This window comes from Rhizobium skierniewicense Ch11 (assembly GCF_023757665.1).
Classification (GTDB): Bacteria; Pseudomonadota; Alphaproteobacteria; order Rhizobiales; family Rhizobiaceae; genus Agrobacterium; species Agrobacterium skierniewicense.
The window spans coordinates 211,562-230,630 of the sequence record NZ_RXPG01000009.1; the positions used below are offsets into that span (position 1 = coordinate 211,562).

General features: G+C 57.7%; 17 protein-coding genes. 8 read left to right on the forward strand and 9 right to left on the reverse strand.

Annotation, left to right across the window (positions count from 1 at the left end; all coding sequences use genetic code 11):
• Positions 1–49 precede the first annotated feature (49 nt).
• The 5 genes from EKM04_RS09505 to EKM04_RS09525 all read left to right on the forward strand — a co-directional run bounded on the left by EKM04_RS09505 (position 50) and on the right by EKM04_RS09525 (position 5,674).
• The gene (locus EKM04_RS09505; RefSeq protein WP_183894074.1) at positions 50–1,063 is read left to right on the forward strand and encodes a carbohydrate ABC transporter permease; all 1,014 of its coding nucleotides are present in this window, start codon (positions 50–52) and stop codon (positions 1,061–1,063) included.
• 1 nt (position 1,064) lies between these two features.
• Positions 1,065–2,225 carry a carbohydrate ABC transporter permease gene (locus tag EKM04_RS09510; RefSeq protein ID WP_183894076.1) on the forward strand — a complete coding sequence of 387 codons (1,161 nt, stop codon included), beginning with the start codon at positions 1,065–1,067 and terminating at the stop codon, positions 2,223–2,225.
• A gap of 6 nt (positions 2,226–2,231) precedes the next feature.
• Positions 2,232–3,908 (forward strand): beta-galactosidase BglA, encoded by a 1,677-nt coding sequence (gene bglA, locus EKM04_RS09515; protein WP_183894078.1) that lies wholly within the window; start codon positions 2,232–2,234, stop codon positions 3,906–3,908.
• A 21-nt stretch (positions 3,909–3,929) separates the two neighbouring features.
• Positions 3,930–5,018 carry an ABC transporter ATP-binding protein gene (locus tag EKM04_RS09520; protein WP_183894080.1) on the forward strand — a complete coding sequence of 363 codons (1,089 nt, stop codon included), beginning with the start codon at positions 3,930–3,932 and terminating at the stop codon, positions 5,016–5,018.
• Between the two features lie 299 nt (positions 5,019–5,317).
• A complete protein-coding gene (locus tag EKM04_RS09525) occupies positions 5,318–5,674 on the forward strand; it encodes a hypothetical protein (RefSeq protein ID WP_174152306.1) in 357 nt (118 codons plus the stop codon).
• Between the two features lie 21 nt (positions 5,675–5,695).
• Here the strand turns inward: EKM04_RS09525 and EKM04_RS09530 are convergent, their stop codons facing one another.
• The 6 genes from EKM04_RS09530 to EKM04_RS09555 form a co-directional block, all read right to left on the reverse strand.
• Positions 5,696–6,067 (reverse strand): nuclear transport factor 2 family protein, encoded by a 372-nt coding sequence (locus EKM04_RS09530; protein WP_234910880.1) that lies wholly within the window; start codon positions 6,065–6,067, stop codon positions 5,696–5,698.
• A gap of 2 nt (positions 6,068–6,069) precedes the next feature.
• On the reverse strand, positions 6,070–7,890 hold the full coding sequence (gene edd, locus EKM04_RS09535; protein ID WP_174152129.1) for a phosphogluconate dehydratase: 1,821 nt from the start codon (positions 7,888–7,890) through the stop codon (positions 6,070–6,072).
• An 87-nt stretch (positions 7,891–7,977) separates the two neighbouring features.
• Positions 7,978–8,676: a 6-phosphogluconolactonase gene (gene pgl / locus EKM04_RS09540; RefSeq protein ID WP_234910881.1), complete on the reverse strand. Its 699-nt coding sequence runs from the start codon at positions 8,674–8,676 to the stop codon at positions 7,978–7,980.
• Between the two features lie 12 nt (positions 8,677–8,688).
• Entirely contained in the window at positions 8,689–10,164 is a 1,476-nt protein-coding gene (gene zwf / locus EKM04_RS09545; RefSeq protein ID WP_183894086.1) for a glucose-6-phosphate dehydrogenase, read from the reverse strand.
• 154 nt (positions 10,165–10,318) lie between these two features.
• On the reverse strand, positions 10,319–11,605 hold the full coding sequence (locus EKM04_RS09550) for an NAD(P)/FAD-dependent oxidoreductase (protein WP_183894088.1): 1,287 nt from the start codon (positions 11,603–11,605) through the stop codon (positions 10,319–10,321).
• A 10-nt stretch (positions 11,606–11,615) separates the two neighbouring features.
• Positions 11,616–13,052 carry a glutamine synthetase family protein gene (locus EKM04_RS09555; protein ID WP_174152133.1) on the reverse strand — a complete coding sequence of 479 codons (1,437 nt, stop codon included), beginning with the start codon at positions 13,050–13,052 and terminating at the stop codon, positions 11,616–11,618.
• A gap of 128 nt (positions 13,053–13,180) precedes the next feature.
• Between EKM04_RS09555 and EKM04_RS09560 the strand changes: the two genes are divergently transcribed.
• Positions 13,181–14,365, forward strand: coding sequence for a BaiN/RdsA family NAD(P)/FAD-dependent oxidoreductase (locus EKM04_RS09560; RefSeq protein WP_183894090.1), 1,185 nt, complete (start codon positions 13,181–13,183; stop codon positions 14,363–14,365).
• Positions 14,366–14,480: 115 nt separating this feature from the next.
• Here EKM04_RS09560 and EKM04_RS09565 read toward each other — a convergent pair whose 3' ends face one another.
• Positions 14,481–14,888 (reverse strand): hypothetical protein, encoded by a 408-nt coding sequence (locus EKM04_RS09565; protein WP_183894092.1) that lies wholly within the window; start codon positions 14,886–14,888, stop codon positions 14,481–14,483.
• A 2-nt stretch (positions 14,889–14,890) separates the two neighbouring features.
• Between EKM04_RS09565 and EKM04_RS09570 the strand changes: the two genes are divergently transcribed.
• On the forward strand, positions 14,891–15,763 hold the full coding sequence (locus EKM04_RS09570; RefSeq protein ID WP_183894094.1) for a LysR family transcriptional regulator: 873 nt from the start codon (positions 14,891–14,893) through the stop codon (positions 15,761–15,763).
• Positions 15,764–15,772: 9 nt separating this feature from the next.
• On the opposite strand, the gene EKM04_RS09575 is transcribed toward EKM04_RS09570, so the two are convergent.
• Together EKM04_RS09575 and aceA are read right to left on the reverse strand one after the other, a co-directional pair.
• Positions 15,773–16,018: an SMc00767 family acetate metabolism repressor gene (locus tag EKM04_RS09575; protein ID WP_183894096.1), complete on the reverse strand. Its 246-nt coding sequence runs from the start codon at positions 16,016–16,018 to the stop codon at positions 15,773–15,775.
• Between the two features lie 88 nt (positions 16,019–16,106).
• Complete coding sequence (aceA, locus tag EKM04_RS09580) at positions 16,107–17,396, reverse strand: isocitrate lyase (RefSeq protein ID WP_183894098.1); 1,290 nt, start codon at positions 17,394–17,396, stop codon at positions 16,107–16,109.
• 227 nt (positions 17,397–17,623) lie between these two features.
• Between aceA and EKM04_RS09585 the strand changes: the two genes are divergently transcribed.
• The gene (locus EKM04_RS09585) at positions 17,624–19,042 is read left to right on the forward strand and encodes a helix-turn-helix domain-containing protein (protein WP_183894100.1); all 1,419 of its coding nucleotides are present in this window, start codon (positions 17,624–17,626) and stop codon (positions 19,040–19,042) included.
• The last annotated feature ends 27 nt before the right edge of the window (positions 19,043–19,069 follow it).

Below are 19,069 nucleotides of genomic sequence, written 5' to 3' on the forward strand. Positions count from 1 at the left end.
CGATACGACGGTGTTTGGCCGGGCATAAAACGGATAACGGGGAGGGAATGTGATGACCCAGATCGTTTCGGCGCTCGGCGTGATGATCGTCGGCGTCTTCGCCTGCGCCGCCTATTACTGGCTGTCGGACAAGGCGCTACAGCTCATTTTCCCGGTCAAAGACGGAGACGTGATCCACGCGTCGCGCAATTTGAACCGGCGCGCGGCGATCCGCCCTTGGCTCTTTGTCGGTCCGGCACTGCTGCTCCTGATCGTCTATCTCGTCTATCCGGTCGTTGCGACCTTCATCCTGTCCTTCTACGATCGGACCGGCGCGAATTTCGTCGGCCTCAACAATTACCGTTGGGCCTTTTTCGATGCCGGTTTCCGCCAGTCCATTTTCAACAATATTCTCTGGCTTGCCGTCGTGCCTGCTGCCTGCACCTTCTTCGGTCTCGTCATCGCCGTCATGACCGACCGCATCTGGTGGGGCAACATCGCCAAGTCCATCGTCTTCATGCCCATGGCCATCTCCTTCGTCGGGGCATCGGTCATCTGGAAGTTCGTCTATGAATATCGCGGGGAAGGTCAGGTTCAGATCGGCCTTTTGAACGCCATCGTTGAATATTTCGGCGGCAGCCCGGAGGTCTGGATTTCCATGCCCTTCTGGAACAACTTCTTCCTGATGATCATCCTCATCTGGATCCAGACCGGCTTTGCCATGGTCATCCTGTCGGCTGCTCTTCGCGGCATTCCCGAAGAAACCGTAGAGGCTGCCGTCATCGATGGCGCGAATGGCTGGCAGATTTTCTGGAAAATCCTCGTGCCGCAAATATGGGGCACCATCGCCGTCGTCTGGACGACCATCACGATTCTCGTCCTCAAGGTCTTCGATATCGTGTTGACCATGACCAACGGCCAGTGGAACACCATGGTTCTCGCCAACCTCATGTTCGACTGGATGTTCCGCGGCGGTGGTGACAGCGGCCGAAGTGCCGTCATCGCGCTCGTCATCATGGCCGCTGTGACGCCCATCATGATCTGGAACATTCGTCAGGCAAACCGCGAGATGGAGGGCCGTTGACATGAGCATCGCAACGCGTATTCGCCGCATCGGCCTGCCTCGCCTGATCGTTCACATCAGCGTCCTGTTCGTCGTCCTGCTCTGGCTCCTGCCGACGCTCGGCATTCTCGTCTCTTCGCTGCGAGACAAGGACCAGCTGGTCGTGTCCGGCTGGTGGACTGCTTTTTCCAGTTCCAGTCAGACGCAGGCGGTTCGTCTTGCCGATCCTGCAACACAAAAACAGGAAGGTGACAGGTTTGTCATCGCTGGTAACGTTTTCGAAAACGGTGCCGGGGGCAAAGTGTCTGCTTTCGGCGTCAGGGTGCAGGAGCCCTCGGCGTTCGAAGCTGGCAAGGTCGTTGATCTGGGCGATGGCGAAACGCTGCTCGTCAATGAAGATGGCACTTACCAGTACAGCAAGAATGCCAGCTTCGAAGGCTCACGCGCCAAGCGCGTATACCTCGCCGTTGGTACACCACCTATCTTCACACTCGACAATTACCGCACGGTTCTAACGTCGGAAGGCATCGGACAATCCTTTGTCAACTCGCTGACGGTCGCCATTCCTGCCACGGTCATTCCGATCCTCATTGCAGCCTTTGCGGCCTACGCGCTGTCATGGATGAAGTTTACCGGGCGGTCTCTCATCATCGCCATGGTCGTCGGCCTTATCGTCGTGCCCTTGCAGATGTCGCTCATTCCGCTGTTGCAGCTCTATAACTGGATCGGCAATGTCTTCGGCGTGCCGTCCAAGACCTATGCGGGCATCTGGCTGGCGCATACGGCGTTCGGTCTACCGCTCGCCATCTATCTGCTGCGCAACTACATTGCCGGGCTGCCGAAAGAGATCATCGAAAGCGCCCGTGTCGATGGCGCCAGCGATTTCGAAATCTTCGTCAAGATCGTCCTGCCGTTATCCTTCCCGGCACTCGCCTCCTTCTCAATCTTCCAGTTCCTCTGGACATGGAACGACCTGCTGGTCGCCATGGTCTTTCTCGGCACGCAGAAGGACGAGCTGGTGCTGACCGGGGCGCTCAACGCGCTGCTCGGTTCGCGCGGCGGCAACTGGGAAATCCTCACCGCGTCGGCCTTCGTCACCATCGTCGTGCCGCTCTGCGTTTTCTTCGCTCTCCAACGTTACCTTGTACGTGGCCTGTTGACCGGCTCCGTCAAGGGAGGCTGATACTCCATGAATGCCCATACCTCACAGGATACTGCAATGACGTCTTCTGCTCTCGTGCGCGACAAGGATTGGTGGCGCGGTGCCGTGATCTACCAGATTTACCCGCGCTCTTACCAGGACAGCAACGGTGATGGGATTGGTGATCTTAAGGGCATCACCTCGCGTCTGGAGCATATTTCCAAGCTCGGCGCAGATGCGATCTGGATTTCGCCCTTTTTCACGTCACCAATGAAGGATTTCGGCTACGACGTCTCCAACTATGTCGATGTCGATCCGATGTTCGGCACGCTGGCGGATTTCGATGGGCTGATTGCCGAAGCGCACCGTCTCGGCGTCCGCGTCATGATCGATCTCGTCCTGTCGCACACGTCGGATCAGCACCCATGGTTCGTGCAGAGCCGCTCCAGCCGCCAGAACCCCAAAGCGGACTGGTATGTGTGGAGCGATGGCAAGCCGGATGGCACGCCGCCCAACAACTGGCTGTCCATCTTCGGCGGTTCCGGCTGGCAATGGGACCCGACCCGCATGCAATATTTCATGCACAACTTCCTCACCTCGCAGCCGGACCTGAACCTGCACAATGAAGAGGTGCAGCAGGAGCTGTTGAACATCACCCGTTTCTGGCTTGAACGCGGCGTCGATGGCTTCCGTCTGGATACCATCAACTTCTATTTCCATGACAAGGAGCTGCGCGATAACCCGGCCTTGGCACCGGAACGCCGCAATGCGTCCACGGCGCCTGCCGTGAACCCCTATAATTTCCAGGAGCATATCTACGACAAGAACCGCCCTGAAAATATCGCGTTTTTGAAGCGCTTTCGCGCTGTGCTGGACGAATTCCCGGACATTGCAGCCGTGGGTGAAGTGGGTGACAGCCAGCGTGGCCTTGAAATCGTTGGAGAATACACCTCCGGCGATGACAAGATGCAGATGTGTTACGCCTTCGAATTCCTGGCACCCGACGCCTTGACCCCGCAGCGCGTGGCCGATGTGCAAGCGGATTTTGCGCGCGCGGCACCAGAGGGATGGGCCTGCTGGGCGTTCTCCAACCATGATGTTGTCAGGCATGTCAGCCGCTGGGGTGATGTGGTCGAAGACAAGGACGCCTTTGCCAAGGTTCTCTCGGCGCTTTTGATGACGCAGCGCGGTTCGGTCTGCATCTACGAGGGCGAAGAGCTTGGCCTGACCGAAGCCGATATCGCTTTTGATGATCTGCAAGACCCCTACGGCATCCAGTTCTGGCCGGAATTCAAGGGCCGTGATGGCTGCCGCACGCCGATGGTCTGGGATGCCGGTCATGCGCTGGCAGGTTTCTCGACAGCCGAGAAGGGCTGGCTTCCCATTCCGCCCGAGCACAAGCAGCGCGCCGTCAGCGCCCAGCAGGGCGATGAAGCATCGGTTTTGGAGCATTACCGCCGCTTCCTCGCGTTCCGCAAGCTGCATCCGGCCTTTGCCAAGGGCAAGATCGAGTTTCAGCCGGTGGTCGGCACGGTGTCGAGCTACACGCGCACGCTGGGCAACGAGACTGTGCAGTGCCTCTTCAACCTCTCCGCTGAGCCTTCAACGGTGACCTTGCCGGACGGCAATTGGGAGGTTCTGGACGGTCACGGCTTTTCCGCAGAGCAAAGCGGCAATGAGGTCACATTACCGGCATGGGGCGCATTTTTCGCCCGTTACGCCTGAAGATATAGGGAGGAACACCACATGACGGGCGTTATTCTGAAGGACATCCGCAAGTCCTACGGTCAGGTCAAGGTCCTGCACGGTATCGACCTGGACATCAAGCAAGGCGAGTTCATCGTCTTCGTTGGCCCCTCCGGCTGCGGTAAATCAACGCTTTTGCGCATGATTGCGGGTCTTGAGGAGATCACCGGCGGCGAGATGTATATCGATGGCCAACTGGTCAACGAAATCCCGCCCTCGCGGCGTGGCATCGCCATGGTGTTCCAGTCCTATGCGCTCTATCCGCATATGACGGTCTACGACAACATGGCCTTCGGCATGAAGATCGCCAAGGAAAACCGGCAGGAAATCGACCGCCGTGTGCGCGCTGCTGCCGATATTCTGCAGCTGACGCAGTATCTGGAGCGTCTGCCGAAAGCGCTCTCCGGCGGTCAGCGCCAGCGTGTCGCCATCGGTCGCGCCATCTGCCGTAATCCCAAGGTCTTCTTGTTCGACGAGCCATTGTCGAACCTCGATGCAGCCCTCCGCGTCGCCACCCGCATCGAGATCGCCAAACTTGGCGAGCAGATGGCGGATACGACGATGATCTATGTCACGCATGATCAGGTAGAGGCGATGACGCTCGCCGATCGCATCGTCGTGCTGAATGGCGGCCGTGTCGAACAGGTGGGCGCGCCGCTGGAGCTTTACGAAAATCCCGGCAATCTCTTCGTTGCCAAGTTCATTGGCTCTCCTGCCATGAACATCATCGCCGCGACGATCAAGGAAACAGGCGCGAAGACTGCGATCGAACTGGTCGGGGGCAAGACGCTTTCCGTCGATATCGAGACCCCGTCTGGAGAAGAAGGGAAGGCCGCATCCTTCGGGGTACGCCCGGAAGATTTATCCATCGTCACCGGTGACGACTATCTTTTCGAAGGTAAAGTTTCCATCGTCGAAGCGCTGGGAGAGGTCACCTTGCTCTATCTGGAAGCGCCTGCCGGACAGGAGCCCATTATCGTCAAAATCCCCGGCATTGCGGAAGCCAAAAAAGGTCAGCTTTTGCGCTTCTCCGCACCGTCTCAAAAGCTGCATCTGTTTGACGCGCAAGGCCAGACATATCGCCGGTAAAAGGCCGTTTAGAACGGCTTTTTTACCATGATATAAAGCCGTGCCGGTTTGGAATAAATATTCCATGATCAATAAAACGCTGCGAGATCAGGTGGTTGGTTCGAACAGTAACTGCCCACCGATATGACTCCAAAGATATACACAGTCCGTTCCGGCATGTGTTCCATATCGAAACGGCGACAGAAATTCTTAAGGAGTTCTGGCTAGTCTTTTCCTTGGAACGTAACAAAAGGAATTCGGCAGTGAACGCCCGGGCAGATATCGGCAAACCCACCTATCTCAGCAAGGAAGAATCTTTCATGTACGACCGCGAAGGTCGTTTCAAAATGGAAGATACGATGAATGCCGCGCGTATCGAATACACCGAGAAAGCCGTTATGAATATGGCGTCGCGCCGATGTGACGTCATCAAGATTTCGAAGTCCGAGGCCGTTCTCGCGCTGATGACGCAGTATAATCTGCCCCAGCAATTTTACCTCGACATCCCCGATGCCCGCATCACTAAAATTGGCTGCGTGCTGCTGAAGGTCAATCCCAACAACACGATCCACGTTCGCTTCCTGCATCTTCTGACCAAGAAAGACATGGACCGGATTTTCGTCTTCAGCACCCACCCGGCGCACAGAGACCGCAAGCTCGATGTTCGCGCTTGGTAATATAACCCGGCCTGTGATCGTCTAGCCGTAAACTCTTTTGTCGCCGATCTTGAACCATGCCTTGGCGATCTTGCCGCTGATGATTTCATAGATGCAGATGACATCCAACTCTCCGGGACCTTCTGGAAAGGTCCGGATCACCGTTTCATGGTCGATGACGGTATTGCCCATCACGAGACGATGCAGCAACTTGCCATGTAGGTTCGGCTCCTTGAACCGTTCGACATGCCTCTCGCGAATTTCCTCGGCAGTCCCGGCGACGAGCTGATCTGGGAAGACGTAATACTGGCAGTCATCCGCCCACCACGGCATGAACGTGTCGATGTCGCGTGCGTTATAGGCCTCCAGCTGCATTTGCACGGGGTAGGCCGGATCTGTGGGATTCTTACTCAATTTCAATTCGAGAAAACGCTGGCACCATGATCGGCAGCCCCGACACTGCGACGGAAGGGCGCGAACAGCTCGCGGCCCATGCCCCATTCATTCGCCGAAAGGTCGGCTGTTGCCGGTTCGCGGGCAGACAGTTCGGCAGATGAAACCAGAACTTCGATCGTGCCGGTAATGGCATCGAGCCGGATCATGTCGCCATCGCGAATACGAGAAATCGGGCCGCAATCGACGGCCTCCGGCGTCATGTGGATGGCGGCAGGCACCTTGCCGGATGCCCCGGACATGCGCCCATCGGTCACCAGCGCCACCTTGAAGCCGCGATCCTGCAACACGCCAAGCGGCGGCGTCAGTTGGTGCAGTTCCGGCATTCCATTGGCCTTCGGTCCCTGGAAGCGAACGACAGCCACGAAGTCACGGTTCAGCTTGCCTTCCTTGAAGGCGGTCTGAAGGCTCTGCTGATCGTGGAAGATCATGGCCGGTGCCTCGATGACATGACGCTCCGGCTTGACCGCAGAAATCTTGATGACGGCCTTGCCGAGATTGCCGGTCAGCATCTTCAGTCCGCCGGTCGGCTGGAATGGCGTTTCGGCGCTAGCCAGAACCTTTGGATCATGGCTGACCTCCGGCGAGGACCTGCGGGCTACACCACCGTTTTCATCCAGCGTCGGCTCGATCGTGTAGGCCTCGAGCCCATGACCAAACACGGTGCGCACGTCATCATGCACGAAGCCCTGTTTCAGAAGCTGCTTGATGAGAAAGCCCATGCCACCTGCGGCATGGAAATGGTTCACATCCGCCAGGCCGTTTGGATAAACGCGCGCCAGAAGGGGAACCACGTCGGACAGATCAGAAATATCCTGCCATGTCAGCACGATACCAGCCGCCCGCGCCATGGCGATGAGGTGAAGCGTGTGGTTGGTGGAGCCGCCCGTGGCGTGCAGCCCAACGACGCCGTTGACCACGGAACGCTCATCGATCATCTCGCCCGCAGGCGTAAACTCGTTGCCCTGCGCGGTGATCGCCAAGGCCCGCTTCGTTGCCTCACGCGTCATCGCATCACGCAATGGCGTGTTGGGGTTGATGAAGGACGAGCCGGGCATATGAAAGCCCATGATTTCCATCAGCATCTGGTTTGAGTTGGCGGTGCCATAGAACGTGCAGGTGCCGGGGCCGTGATAGGATTTGGATTCGGCTTCCAGCAGTTCGGCGCGGCCTACCTTTCCCTCAGCATACAGCTGGCGAATCCGGGACTTCTCGTCATTCGGCAGACCCGATGTCATTGGTCCTGCCGGAATGAAGATGGATGGCAGGTGGCCGAAGGACAAAGCGGCAATCACCAGACCCGGCACGATCTTGTCGCAGACGCCGAGAAATAGCGCCGCATCGAACATGTTATGGGACAGACCGATACCCGCTGCCATGGCAATCGCATCGCGCGAAAACAGCGATAGCTCCATACCCGGCTGTCCCTGCGTCACGCCATCACACATGGCTGGAACCGCACCCGCCACCTGCGCAATGCCGCCCGCTTCCTTGGCTGCTTCGCGGATCAGGTTTGGGTAGGTCTCAAACGGCTGGTGGGCCGAGAGCATGTCGTTGTAAGCGGTGATGATGCCAAGATTGCCAACTCTGTCGCCGGCAAGGATGTCCTTGTCGGCGGGGGAACAGACCGCAAACCCGTGCGCGAGATTCGCACAAGACAGAACGGACCGATGTACGCCCTTCGTGACCTGAAGCCGAAGCCTTTCGAGATAGATCTCGCGATAAGGTTTCGAGCGCTCGACGATACGGGCCGTTATAGCCTGAATACGAGGGTCGGCAGCCATGGGCGTTCATCCTGTCCTTCTGTTGATCATCGGCCAGACGCTTGGGCACGTCGGCCGGTCATCATGTTGCTGTTTCAAGCGTAGGGCTTATGGGGCCCAATAGATATGTACGGGCGATTCCGCGCGGTTGAGAACGGCCCGAACGGGCATGTCTTCCTCATCCAGATCGGATTTCGCCTTGTCGAGCGTTTCCTTCTTGGCAGCGCCTTCGATATGCAAAACCAGGAAGCGGGCATCGTGAAGCGCGGAGAGATTGAACGTCAGCCGTTCTTCGCCAGCGGTTTCGGCAGCCATCGGCAGCACGGCGCGCTCTTCGTCCAGATCGAGTGCTTCTTCGAGATTATCGCCACCGGGGAAGAACGAAGCCGTGTGACCGTCCGTGCCCATGCCAAGGACGACAACGTCGAACGGATCGCAGATCGCTTCCGTCTTGACGGTCGCAAGCGTTGCCGCATCGTCAGGCGTTGCAAAGAACTGAAAGAGCGGCACGAAATACGCGTAGGTCGCCGCGTTCTGCAGCAGGTAGTCGGCAACCAGCTTGTGGTTGGATCGATCGCTTTCAGGGGCTACGAAACGCTCGTCCACCAAGGTTACGCTGATGTTTTTCCAGTCCAGTTTATGTTTGGAAAGTTCATTGAAAAACAGTTTTGGGGTGGAGCCGCCAGAAACGGCAATGCTTGCTGTTCCACGCTCGGAAAGTCCACGCTCAAGGCGTTCCGCAACGTCCTTTGCCAGCGTTTCTGCCAACTCAGCGCCGTTTGCAAAGATATGCTCTTGTCCAATCATTGGCATATCCCCTTAATCGGCTTCGTGCCATGTGCGGCCATCGCGTTCGATCAAAGCGATGGAGCCGCTTGGTCCCCACGTACCCGATGTGTAACCCTGAACCCCCTGGCTCACGGCTTCCCAGCTTTTCAGAATGGGATCAACCCACTTCCACGCCGCTTCCACTTCGTCGCGGCGCATGAACAGGGCCTGATTGGAGCGGATCGTGTCCATCAACAGGCGCTCATAGGCATCCGGGCTGCGCACGTTGAAGGCTTGGGCAAAGCTCATATCCAGTGAAACCTGACGCAGACGCATGCCGCCTGGACCTGGGTCCTTGATGAGCAGCGACTGTTTGACGCCTTCATCCGGTTGCAGGCGAATGACCAGCTTGTTGGCTTCCACCTTGCCCGCCGCATCATCGAAGATCGAATGCGGGATTTGCTTGAAGGTGACGACGATCTCGGACACGCGGGTCGCGAGACGCTTGCCGGTGCGAATGTAGAACGGCACACCAGCCCAACGCCAATTGGCAATTTCAGCCTTGATGGCAACAAAGGTCTCGGTGTTGGAGACGCCGCCCTCCAGTTCTTCCAGATAACCCTTGACCGGGCCACCGGCGGAAGCGCCGGCGCGGTACTGGCCGCGGACGGTCAGCTTCTCGACATTGGATTCGTCGATCATCTTCAGCGAGCGCAGAACCTTGACCTTTTCGTCACGCACCGCCTCGGCGTTCATGGAAGAGGGGGGCTCCATCGCAACGAGGCACAGCAACTGAAGAATATGGTTCTGCACCATGTCGCGCAGCGCGCCAGCCTTGTCGTAATATCCGGCGCGGCCTTCGAGACCGACGGATTCGGCAACCGTGATCTGGACGTGGTCGATATGGGCGGAGTTCCACAGCGGCTCATAGAGCGCATTGGCAAAGCGCAGCACCATCAGGTTCTGCACGGTTTCCTTGCCGAGGTAATGGTCGATACGGAAGATCTGCTCTTCCTTGAAGACGTTGCCCAGCGTGTCATTGAGCTCCAGCGCAGATGCCAGATCGCGGCCAATCGGCTTTTCCACGACGATGCGGGTGGATTTGGTGATGAGCTTGTGATCGCGGATCTTGAAAGCGATATCGCCGAAGATTCCGGGCGCAACTGCGAGATAGAAGGCGCGAATGCGGTCCTTGCCCTCATCCAGAAGCTTCTTCAGCTTGTCCCAGCCGCCATCAGACTTCGCATCGACGGGAACGTAGAACAGGCGCGCGCAGAATTTTTCGACCTGCCCGTCGTCATATTCGCCCTTCTTGAGATGCTCTTTAAGAGCGTCCTGCGCGAATTTACGGTATTCCTCATGCGTCATGACGGAACGGGAAGCGCCGATGATGCGTGTCGGTTCGGACAGCTGGTTTTCCACCTGACGGTGGTAAAGGGCTGGCAGAAGCTTGCGCTCGGCCAGATCGCCAGTGCCGCCGAAGACGACGCAATCGAAGGGCTCGACTGGAATGATTTGACTGCTCATACCGATTCTCTCGATCTTTCCGTGTTGGGGGCATCCATAATCTAATCGATTTAAAAATGCCAGACGTGTTGTAAGAATTTATGAATTTTGCGTGCAAGCCGTTGTTTATGTTCACGATGAGGTCGTCTCACGAACACCTGCTCCAAACGCTCGATTAAAACCTGTCGCGCAAGGCGTACCATGAAAGCGCCAGAAACAAGAGGGGTGCCCGCAACGTCGTGCCGCCCGGAAAAGACGGCACATCCAGCGAAGCGAACTGATCCAACGCCTTGTCCTTCGCAATGACCATATCCGCATAGAGCTTGCCGCAATAATTGGATAACATCACGCCATGACCGGAATAGCCGCCGATGGACATCACGCCCGGCATGACTTCGCGCACGAAGGGCTGGCGGTTGAGGGTGATGCCAACAGAGCCACCCCAGGCATGTGTCATCTCGACAGTGCTGAGCGCAGGATAGATTTCGGCGATCTGCTTGCGGATGTGTTTGGAAATGTCGCGCGGTGAATCCGCTGTGTAGGCCTCACGCCCGCCAAACAGCAGACGATTGTCCGGTGTCTTTCGGAAATAGCGCACCACGAAACGGCTATCTGCAACCGCCTCTTTTCCGGGAATGATGGTCGGGAAGTCATCCAGCGGTACAGTTGCGCCGATGAAGGAGCGGATCGGCATGACATGCGCCGCCGTGACCGGCTCCAGATTGCCGATATAGGCATTGGTGGCGATCAGAACACGGTCGGCCGTGATGGTACCGGACGGTGTTTCGATGAGCATCTTGCCGCCAGTCTGGCGAATGGATTTCGCAGGTGTCATCTCGAAGATTTGCGCCCCGACCGCTTTCGCCGCCTTTGCCAGACCGATGATGAGCTTCAGCGGGTGGATGTGCCCGGTACCGGTATCGCGAACGCCGAAATGATAATGGTTGGAGCCAAGCCTTTCAGCCGTTTCAGCCTTCTCCATGAAGGAGACATGGGCGTAACCGTAGCGGCTGGTCATGGCGTCCACGCTTTTGCGATAGGCCTTCTCATAGGATGCCTTATGCAGGACGTTCAATTGCCCTGGCAGGAATTCCATATCGATGGCGTTGTCTCTGGCAAAACCCAGGACATAGTGCTTGGCGTTTTCGGCGATGTCGAACAGCGCCTTGGAACGCTGAAAGCCGATGTCCTTTTCCAGATCATCCGGCCATGCGCGCTGACCTGTCCCGAACTGTCCGCCATTGCGCCCGGATGCCCCATCGCCAAAACGATGGCCTTCGACAAGCGCTACGGACACGCCCGCCTTTGCCAGATTATAGGCCGCTTGCAAGCCGGTGAAGCCACCGCCGATCACCGCCACGTCCACCTTACGCGAGCCGTCCATCGCCGCATATTCGGGCCGCTCGCCCGAACTGTCCTGATACCAGGACATGCCGGGTGCAATAGGGCTTTGCCATGTCATGTGCGGCCCCTCATACGTTCAACAGCAGGAATTCCCGTTCCCACGGGCTGATCACCTGCATGAAGGTCTCGAACTCGCCTCGCTTCAGACCAGCATAAAGGCCGACGAATTCATGCCCGAAGACACGCTCCAGCTGCGGTTCGCCTTCCAGAAGCGCTACAGCCTCTAGAAGACCGCGTGGCAATTCGATGGAACCTTCGTTGGCCGTCTCGTAGGTCGGTTCGGTCGGCTCGATATTGTTCATGATGCCAAGCCAGCCGCAGGCGAGAGACGCAGCGATGGCCAGATACGGGTTGGCATCGGAACTTGGCAGACGGTTTTCCACACGCCGTGCTGAAGGACCTGATATCGGAACGCGGAACGCGGTCGTGCGGTTATCATAGCCCCAGGCATTGTTGACCGGGCAGGCCATGTCGGGCGTCAGGCGGCGGTAGGAGTTGACGTAAGGCGCCAGCATCACCAGCGCGTTCGGCACATAACGCTGCATGCCGCCCACAAAGGAGAAAAACTCCTTGGAAGGGCTGCCATCCTTGTTGGAAAACACGTTTTCACCGGTCTCGATATCGACAACCGACTGGTGAATATGCATGGCCGAGCCGGGCATGCCCTGCATGGGCTTGGCCATGAAGGTGGCATAGATGCCATGTTTCAGCGCCGCCTCGCGAATGGTGCGCTTGAACAGGAAGACCTGATCGGCCAGTTCTATGGGGTCACCGTGGCGCAGGTTGATTTCCAGCTGCGCCGGACCCTCTTCATGGATCAGCGTGTCAATTTCCAGACCCTGCTTTTCCGAGAAGTGGTAGATGTCGTCGATCAATTCGTCGAATTCATTAATCCCGGCAATCGAATAGCTCTGCCCGCCGACGATCGAGCGGCCCGAGCGCCCCTTTGGCGGATGCAGCGGGTAATCCGGGTCATCGTTCATGGCGACGAGATAGAACTCGATTTCTGGCGCAACGACCGGCTTCCAGCCCTTGTCCTTGTAGAGGTCGAGCACGTTCCGCAACACGTTGCGCGGTGTGTAAGGAACGAAAGCGCCTTCCTGATCCACCACATCGCAGATGACCTGCGCGGTAGGGTCGCTTTCCCATGGAACGACGCAGAGTGTTGAAAGATCGGGAACAAGCTTCAGGTCGCTATCACGGGGCTCATAACGGAAGTTCGCCGTCTCATCCGGGTATTCGCCAGAGATCGTGTGGCGGTAGAGGGCAGACGGAAGCGCAAGGGATGTGTCGCCGGTAAATTTGGATGTCGGCATCATCTTGCCGCGGGGAACGCCCGCAAGGTCCGGCGTGATGCACTCGATATCCTCGATGCCGCGAGCTTTCAGCCACTGCGCGGCTTCACGCCATGTGGAGCAACCGCGTGTCGGAGAGACATCGACAGGTATTTTCTTTGCCATGTTTGCCGGTTTTTTCGGACGGAGCATGGTTTTCTTGGGAGGCATAAATCACCGGCTGTGTGTTTCGATTGGCACTATCATAGCCAGACTTTGTCATTTGGCAAAAGGGGGAGCGCCATTGACAACAAGCCTGACTTCTAAAAGAGGAAGTACACTGAAACTAGGGAAACTCCATGACGGAAAAATGTAACGTGCTGATATTGGGCGCTGGGGCGGCTGGCATGATGTGCGCCCTCCGCGCCGGGCAGCGTGGCCGCTCCGTCATCATCCTCGATCACGCCAAGGCGCCGGGCGAGAAGATCCGCATTTCCGGCGGCGGGCGTTGCAATTTCACCAACATCCACGCAGGCCCGAAAAACTATCTATCGAACAATCCCCATTTCGCCAAGTCGGCCTTGGCGCGCTACACGCCACGCGATTTCGTATCGCTTGTCGAAAAGCACCGCATTGCCTTTCACGAAAAGGCACTGGGTCAGCTTTTCTGCGACGACAGTGCCAAGGATATCATCCGCATGCTGCTGAGCGAAATGCAGGCGGTGGGTGCGAAGCTCAGGCTATCGACGGATATCTCCACGGTCGAAGCCATTCCGACCGGCGGTTTTCGCGTTTTCACCTCAGCGGGTGTCATTGAAACGGAAAGTCTGGTTCTGGCCACTGGTGGAAAATCTATTCCAAAAATGGGCGCGACCGGCTTTGCCTATCGTATTGCCGAACAGTTCGGCCTCGATCTCATCGAGACACGCCCCGGACTTGTACCGCTGACGCTCGAACCCACACAACTGGAAAAGCTCTCGGCTCTCTCTGGCATTGCCGTTCCCGCCGAAATTTCCCATGGGAAGACCGGGTTCAAGGAGGCATTGCTGTTCACCCATCGTGGCTTGAGCGGGCCGTCTGTTCTGCAAATCTCGTCCTACTGGCGTGAGGGCGATGAGATCAGGTTGAAAATGGAGCCTGATCTCGATGTTATCGGTCACTTGAAGACGGCGAAAAAAGCCAATGGTCGTCAGTCTGCCCAGACGGCCCTTGGTGACATTCTGCCGAAACGACTGGCGCAGCATGTGGCGGAGCGAGCGGGCGTCACCGGCAATATTGGCGATATGTCCGACAGGACCTTATCGGCACTGACCGCTGCCGTGCAGGAGTGGACCATCAAACCATCAGGTTCCGAAGGTTATCGCACGGCGGAAGTCACACTCGGCGGCGTCGACACGACAAATCTCGACTCCAAATCCATGCAGGCGAAAAACGTGCCGGGTCTCTATTTCATCGGTGAATGTGTGGATGTCACAGGCTGGCTGGGCGGCTATAATTTCCAATGGGCATGGGCATCCGGCCACGCCGCCGGAGAATCTGTCTGAGCCGCCGACATCTTAAGGCCTTATTAAGAGACGCGGAGTCATGCTGATCGAATGCCAGCACAACGCAAGTTGATACATGATGTCCCGCTGGACGCCGGAACCCGGCATCGATCGGTTATGTTTCTCGTTCAGGAAGCCGCTCATGATGATGTCCAGAAAACCTGCCCGTGCCATCGCAATTGCTCGCACTGCCAATGACAACGCCCAATACGCCTTCCGCCTGAGCCTGATCGCTAGCGGCGCGATTGCTGCGTTTCTGGTGCTGTTGCACTAAGCTTTTCAGCGCATGGCCGCAAACTATAATCGCTGATTTGATCAGTCGCCACGGCGTCGACGCGCGCGCTGCGTCCGCATAAAACCTGTCCTCTTCCTCTCTTGGGTTTCGTGCCGCATCAGGATGGGTAATCTTCAGTAAAGCCAATGCTGAATAAAGCTCCTGCATAAACGCCTCCGTAATGTGAGGCTTCAGCATGAGCGATATTTTTCGATTTATATGCAGCTGAAAATGCCCTATGTTTTTCATTTATGAAAAACCTTGGCTGGGATGCATTTCAGATATTCCTTGACGTCGCGCGCAGTGGCGGCCTGACCGGTGCCACAGCAACGTCGGGCCTCAGCGCTGCGACCATTGGGCGGCGGATGCTGGAGTTGGAGCGGTCGCTCGGCAAATCCCTGTTCATCCGAAGCCAGACCGGTTACGTGCTGACCGCCGATGGCAGGGCGCTTCTTGACCAGCTTCAGAGCATGGAAGGCGCCGCTCGCAACATCGATGGTTGGCGCAAATCCGGTGCCGGTTCATCGCTGGTCCGCATCGCGGCGGGCACATGGAACGCGCACCTGCTGACAACCAATTTTTCGGCGATCTGCAATGAGCGGGATGATTTCCGGGTCGATCTGTTCGTGGCGGAACAACGTGCCAGCCTCGCACACCGCGAAAACGATATCGGCATTCGCGCATTCGAACCGGAAGAGCGCAATCTTGCCGCCATCAAAACCGGGAACGTGGCCTACGCGGCCTATCGCTTACGCAATGCGCCAGCGTCGATCGGTGACAGATGCGTTGCCGTTGCAAAGGAAAACGCGATTTCCGCCTATTTGCGTTGGCCGCACGAAAACAGGAGCGACAGCATCATGGTAACCGTCAACCGCCCGATTGTGCTGCTGGACCTTGCTCTGGCAGGTGCGGGTGTCGCGGTGCTGCCGTGTTTCATCGGGGATGGAGACCCGCGCCTGGTGCGGGAAGGTGGCGAGATCGAAGAGCTGCGCCACCGCCAATGGATCGTCATGAACAACGAAGACCGCCACCGTCGCGATATCCGGACGGTGGCAGATCGAATGGTGAAGCTGATCAAGGATCACCCCGATCTCTACGCCGGACGGCATATCCGCCCGGTTTGAGGTTTAGGATCAGGCCGCAGCCTTGCCCTGTGCAACGATAACCGGGATCATCAGATCGCCCCAGTTTCCATCACCGCCGTGGTGGCGGGCGGAACGGACGAGTTCGACCGAAACGCCGGCCTCGACTGCGTTCATGACCGCCTGGTTAAGGCGATGCAGGTCGTTGGCCAGCATGCGGATCGCGCTTTGCTGGTCCTGGCTCATGGACGAGGATTGTTCCTCGGTGCGTTCCTTGACTCTCGAAATCGAAGCCATTGTCTTTTCCTCCGTTCAATGGGGTTGAAGCTTGTTTGTTGCATGTCGTTATCGCAAAACCGCTTTACACTTTCGCGCGACATGCTTGTCATTCGGCTGCAGGGCGGAACTGGTCGTGTTCAGTCGATTCTTTCATGGCGGTGGTGGATGATGTGCCGCCGGATATGGCCGCCGAAACCGCATCGAAATAGCCGGTGCCGACTTCGCGCTGGTGCTTGGTGGCGGTGTAGCCGTTGATTTCGGCGGCGAATTCCGCTTCCTGAAGCTCCGAATAGGCTGCCATCTGCCGGTCCTTGTAGCCGCGTGCCAGTTCGAACATGCCGTAGTTGAGCTGATGAAATCCGGCAAGGGTAATGAACTGAAACTTGTAACCCATGGCGCCCAATTCGCGCTGGAACTTGGCAATCGTCGCATCATCCAGGTGCTTCTTCCAGTTGAAGGACGGTGAGCAATTATAGGCCAGCTTTTTGCCCGGATGCGCCTTGTGGACACCCTCTGCAAAGCGTTTGGCCTGCTCCAGATCCGGCTTGGAGGTCTCGCACCAGATGAGATCGCAGTAGGGCGCATAGGCATTGGCGCGGGCAATGCAGGGCTCGAGACCGTTCTTGACCTGATGGAAGCCCTCGACGGTGCGGCCCGCATCGTAATCCACGAAAGGCTGGTCGCGCTCATCGATGTCAGAGGTCAAAAGCCGTGCGGCTTCGGCATCCGTGCGGGCAATGACCAACGTTGGCGTCCCCATGACGTCGGCTGCCAGGCGCGCTGCCGTCAGGTTGCGGATATGCGCCGCTGTCGGGATCAGAACCTTGCCGCCGAGATGGCCGCACTTCTTTTCAGACGCCAGCTGGTCTTCGTAGTGAACACCGGCAGCACCGGCCTCAATGAATGCCTTCATGATTTCAAAGGCGTTCAACGGTCCCCCGAAGCCAGCTTCCGCATCGGCTACGATCGGCGCAAACCATGTGTCGACGGAGAGGCCTTTGCCTTCGGATGTCTCGATCTGGTCAGCGCGCTGCAATGTCTTGTTGATGCGCTTTGCCAGTTCCGGCGCGGCATTGGCCGGGTATAGCGATTGGTCGGGGTACATGGATGATGCGGTGTTGGCGTCAGCCGCAACCTGCCAGCCGGAAAGATAGATCGCTTTCAAACCGGCGCGAACCATCTGCATGGCTTGATTGCCGGAGAGCGCGCCGAGCGCATTGATGTAGCTTTCCCCGTTGATGAGCTGCCATAGCCGGTTGGCACCCATTTCGGCCAGCGAATAATGGATCTCGACAGAGCCGCGCAGCTTCTCGACATCCGCTGCCGTGTAGGTCCGCTCGATGCCATCAAAACGACCCTTCGGGGCGTTCGGTACAAGCTTGTAAAAATCCGTCATATCTCTCTCCCTTTGTCACGATGTCGTTGACTGATCCACTCCCGATCAATCAACATGCGATGTGAAACTATTTACAATTTACTGCCGTCCGCCGCCAGTTCAAAAGCAATATCAGTAACTTGAAAGAGGTCATGCTGTAGGAAATTTGACATCAGATTTTGTAAAATTGTAAATCTTGTAAAAATGACTGGCTGGGTTATTCTGCCTCCATCGTGTCAGGGGAGGCGTTGGTGGAAGCAAAGATTTTCGCAGGCGCGCGCGTGCGCCGTGTTCGCAACGGGTTGGGGCTGACGCAGACCGCCATGGCGCAGGCCTTGTCGATTTCCCCATCCTACCTCAACCTCATCGAGCGCAACCAGCGTCCGCTGACAGTGCAACTGCTCCTCAAACTCAGCTCTGTCTATAAGGTCGATCTGGATGACCTGCAGGGTGAAAGCGGCGGTATGGCCAGGCAGTTGCGGGAGGTCTTCGCTGATCCGCTGCTGGCAGGCGAAGTGCCATCGGGCCAGGAGCTTGTCGAGGTGGCGGAAGCAGCGCCCAATGCGGCCAGCGGAATCGCCAAGCTTTACCGTGCCTATAAAGAGCAGGCGCAGCGCCTCACGGATCTCTCGGACCTTTTGGCGCGGGAGGGGCACCAGACGACGCTCTCCGCCACCCGCCTGCCAATCGATGAGGTGCGAGAGATATTCGAGCGCCGCGCCGCACATTTCGTAGAGCTGGATGCGGCCGCAGAACGTTTTCATGCCACGCTTTTACCGGGCGATGATCTGGCTCAGGCATTGAAAGGCTGGCTTCAGAAAAACCACGGCGTCGTGGTCCGCTCCATGCCTGTTCATGCCATGCCGAACCTGCGCAGACGTTACGACCGGCATTCCATGCGGCTGTTTCTCTCCGAACGCCTGTCACCGCAGGATCAGTTGCGGGAGCTTGCCATGGAGGCCTGTCTTCTGGCGCTGACGGATGAGATTGGCACGGAGTTGCAAGCGCTGAGCCTATCCGGTGAAGAGGCAAAGCGCATCGCCCGGTTCGAGCTTGCCCGCTATGCCGCACATGCGTTGATGATGCCCTATGGCGCGTTTCTGGCCGCTGCCCAGCGCGCGCGCTATGACATCGATATCTTGCGTGGTCGCTTCAACGTGTCCTTCGAGCAGGCCGCCAACCGCCTCGTCACGCTGGTGCGGCCCGGTGCCGCAGGCATTCCGTTCTTTCTGATGGAAATCGACAGCGCCGGAAACCGCTTTCGCAAGGCGGGTGCGCAAGGGTTCCCGCAGGCCGGGTTCGGCGGACTGTGCGTAAAGCTGAATGTGCACGCTGCCTTTTCCCAGCCGGGGCAGGTGCTGGCGGAACAGGTGGAGATGCCGGATGGTAGTGCCTATCTCACCGTTGCACGGTCTCTGGATGGCCCGCAGGCGGGGTTCGGAGAACGCATTCGCCGCACGGCTGTCATGGTCGCCTGCGATGCCGCGCTGGCGAAAGAAACGGTTTATGGCGATGTGGTCGGCATCAAGGCAGGCAGCATCGCTATCGGCCCATCCTGTCGGCTTTGCGAGAGGCAGGGCTGTCTTTCACGTGCGGAGGCGCCGCTAACGCGTCCGTTGGGGCTGGACGAGATGGTGACGGGCCTGAGTGTTTTCGATTTTCAGTAAGGCGCTGCACACAGTTGTTTGAAATTG

What these genes read in the sequence shown, in the direction of transcription:
- EKM04_RS09525 (WP_174152306.1), top strand. Translation starts at nt 5,318, where the DNA reads ATGTACGACCGCGAAGGTCGTTTCAAAATGGAAGATACGATGAATGCC.
- EKM04_RS09575 (WP_183894096.1), bottom strand. Translation starts at nt 16,018, where the DNA reads ATGGCTTCGATTTCGAGAGTCAAGGAACGCACCGAGGAACAATCCTCG.
- pgl (WP_234910881.1), bottom strand. Translation starts at nt 8,676, where the DNA reads ATGATTGGACAAGAGCATATCTTTGCAAACGGCGCTGAGTTGGCAGAA.
- EKM04_RS09510 (WP_183894076.1), top strand. Translation starts at nt 1,065, where the DNA reads ATGAGCATCGCAACGCGTATTCGCCGCATCGGCCTGCCTCGCCTGATC.
- EKM04_RS09570 (WP_183894094.1), top strand. Translation starts at nt 14,891, where the DNA reads ATGAAAAACCTTGGCTGGGATGCATTTCAGATATTCCTTGACGTCGCG.
- EKM04_RS09520 (WP_183894080.1), top strand. Translation starts at nt 3,930, where the DNA reads ATGACGGGCGTTATTCTGAAGGACATCCGCAAGTCCTACGGTCAGGTC.
- EKM04_RS09560 (WP_183894090.1), top strand. Translation starts at nt 13,181, where the DNA reads ATGACGGAAAAATGTAACGTGCTGATATTGGGCGCTGGGGCGGCTGGC.
- bglA (WP_183894078.1), top strand. Translation starts at nt 2,232, where the DNA reads ATGAATGCCCATACCTCACAGGATACTGCAATGACGTCTTCTGCTCTC.
- zwf (WP_183894086.1), bottom strand. Translation starts at nt 10,164, where the DNA reads ATGAGCAGTCAAATCATTCCAGTCGAGCCCTTCGATTGCGTCGTCTTC.
- EKM04_RS09550 (WP_183894088.1), bottom strand. Translation starts at nt 11,605, where the DNA reads ATGACATGGCAAAGCCCTATTGCACCCGGCATGTCCTGGTATCAGGAC.
- aceA (WP_183894098.1), bottom strand. Translation starts at nt 17,396, where the DNA reads ATGACGGATTTTTACAAGCTTGTACCGAACGCCCCGAAGGGTCGTTTT.
- EKM04_RS09565 (WP_183894092.1), bottom strand. Translation starts at nt 14,888, where the DNA reads ATGAAAAACATAGGGCATTTTCAGCTGCATATAAATCGAAAAATATCG.
- edd (WP_174152129.1), bottom strand. Translation starts at nt 7,890, where the DNA reads ATGGCTGCCGACCCTCGTATTCAGGCTATAACGGCCCGTATCGTCGAG.
- EKM04_RS09555 (WP_174152133.1), bottom strand. Translation starts at nt 13,052, where the DNA reads ATGCCTCCCAAGAAAACCATGCTCCGTCCGAAAAAACCGGCAAACATG.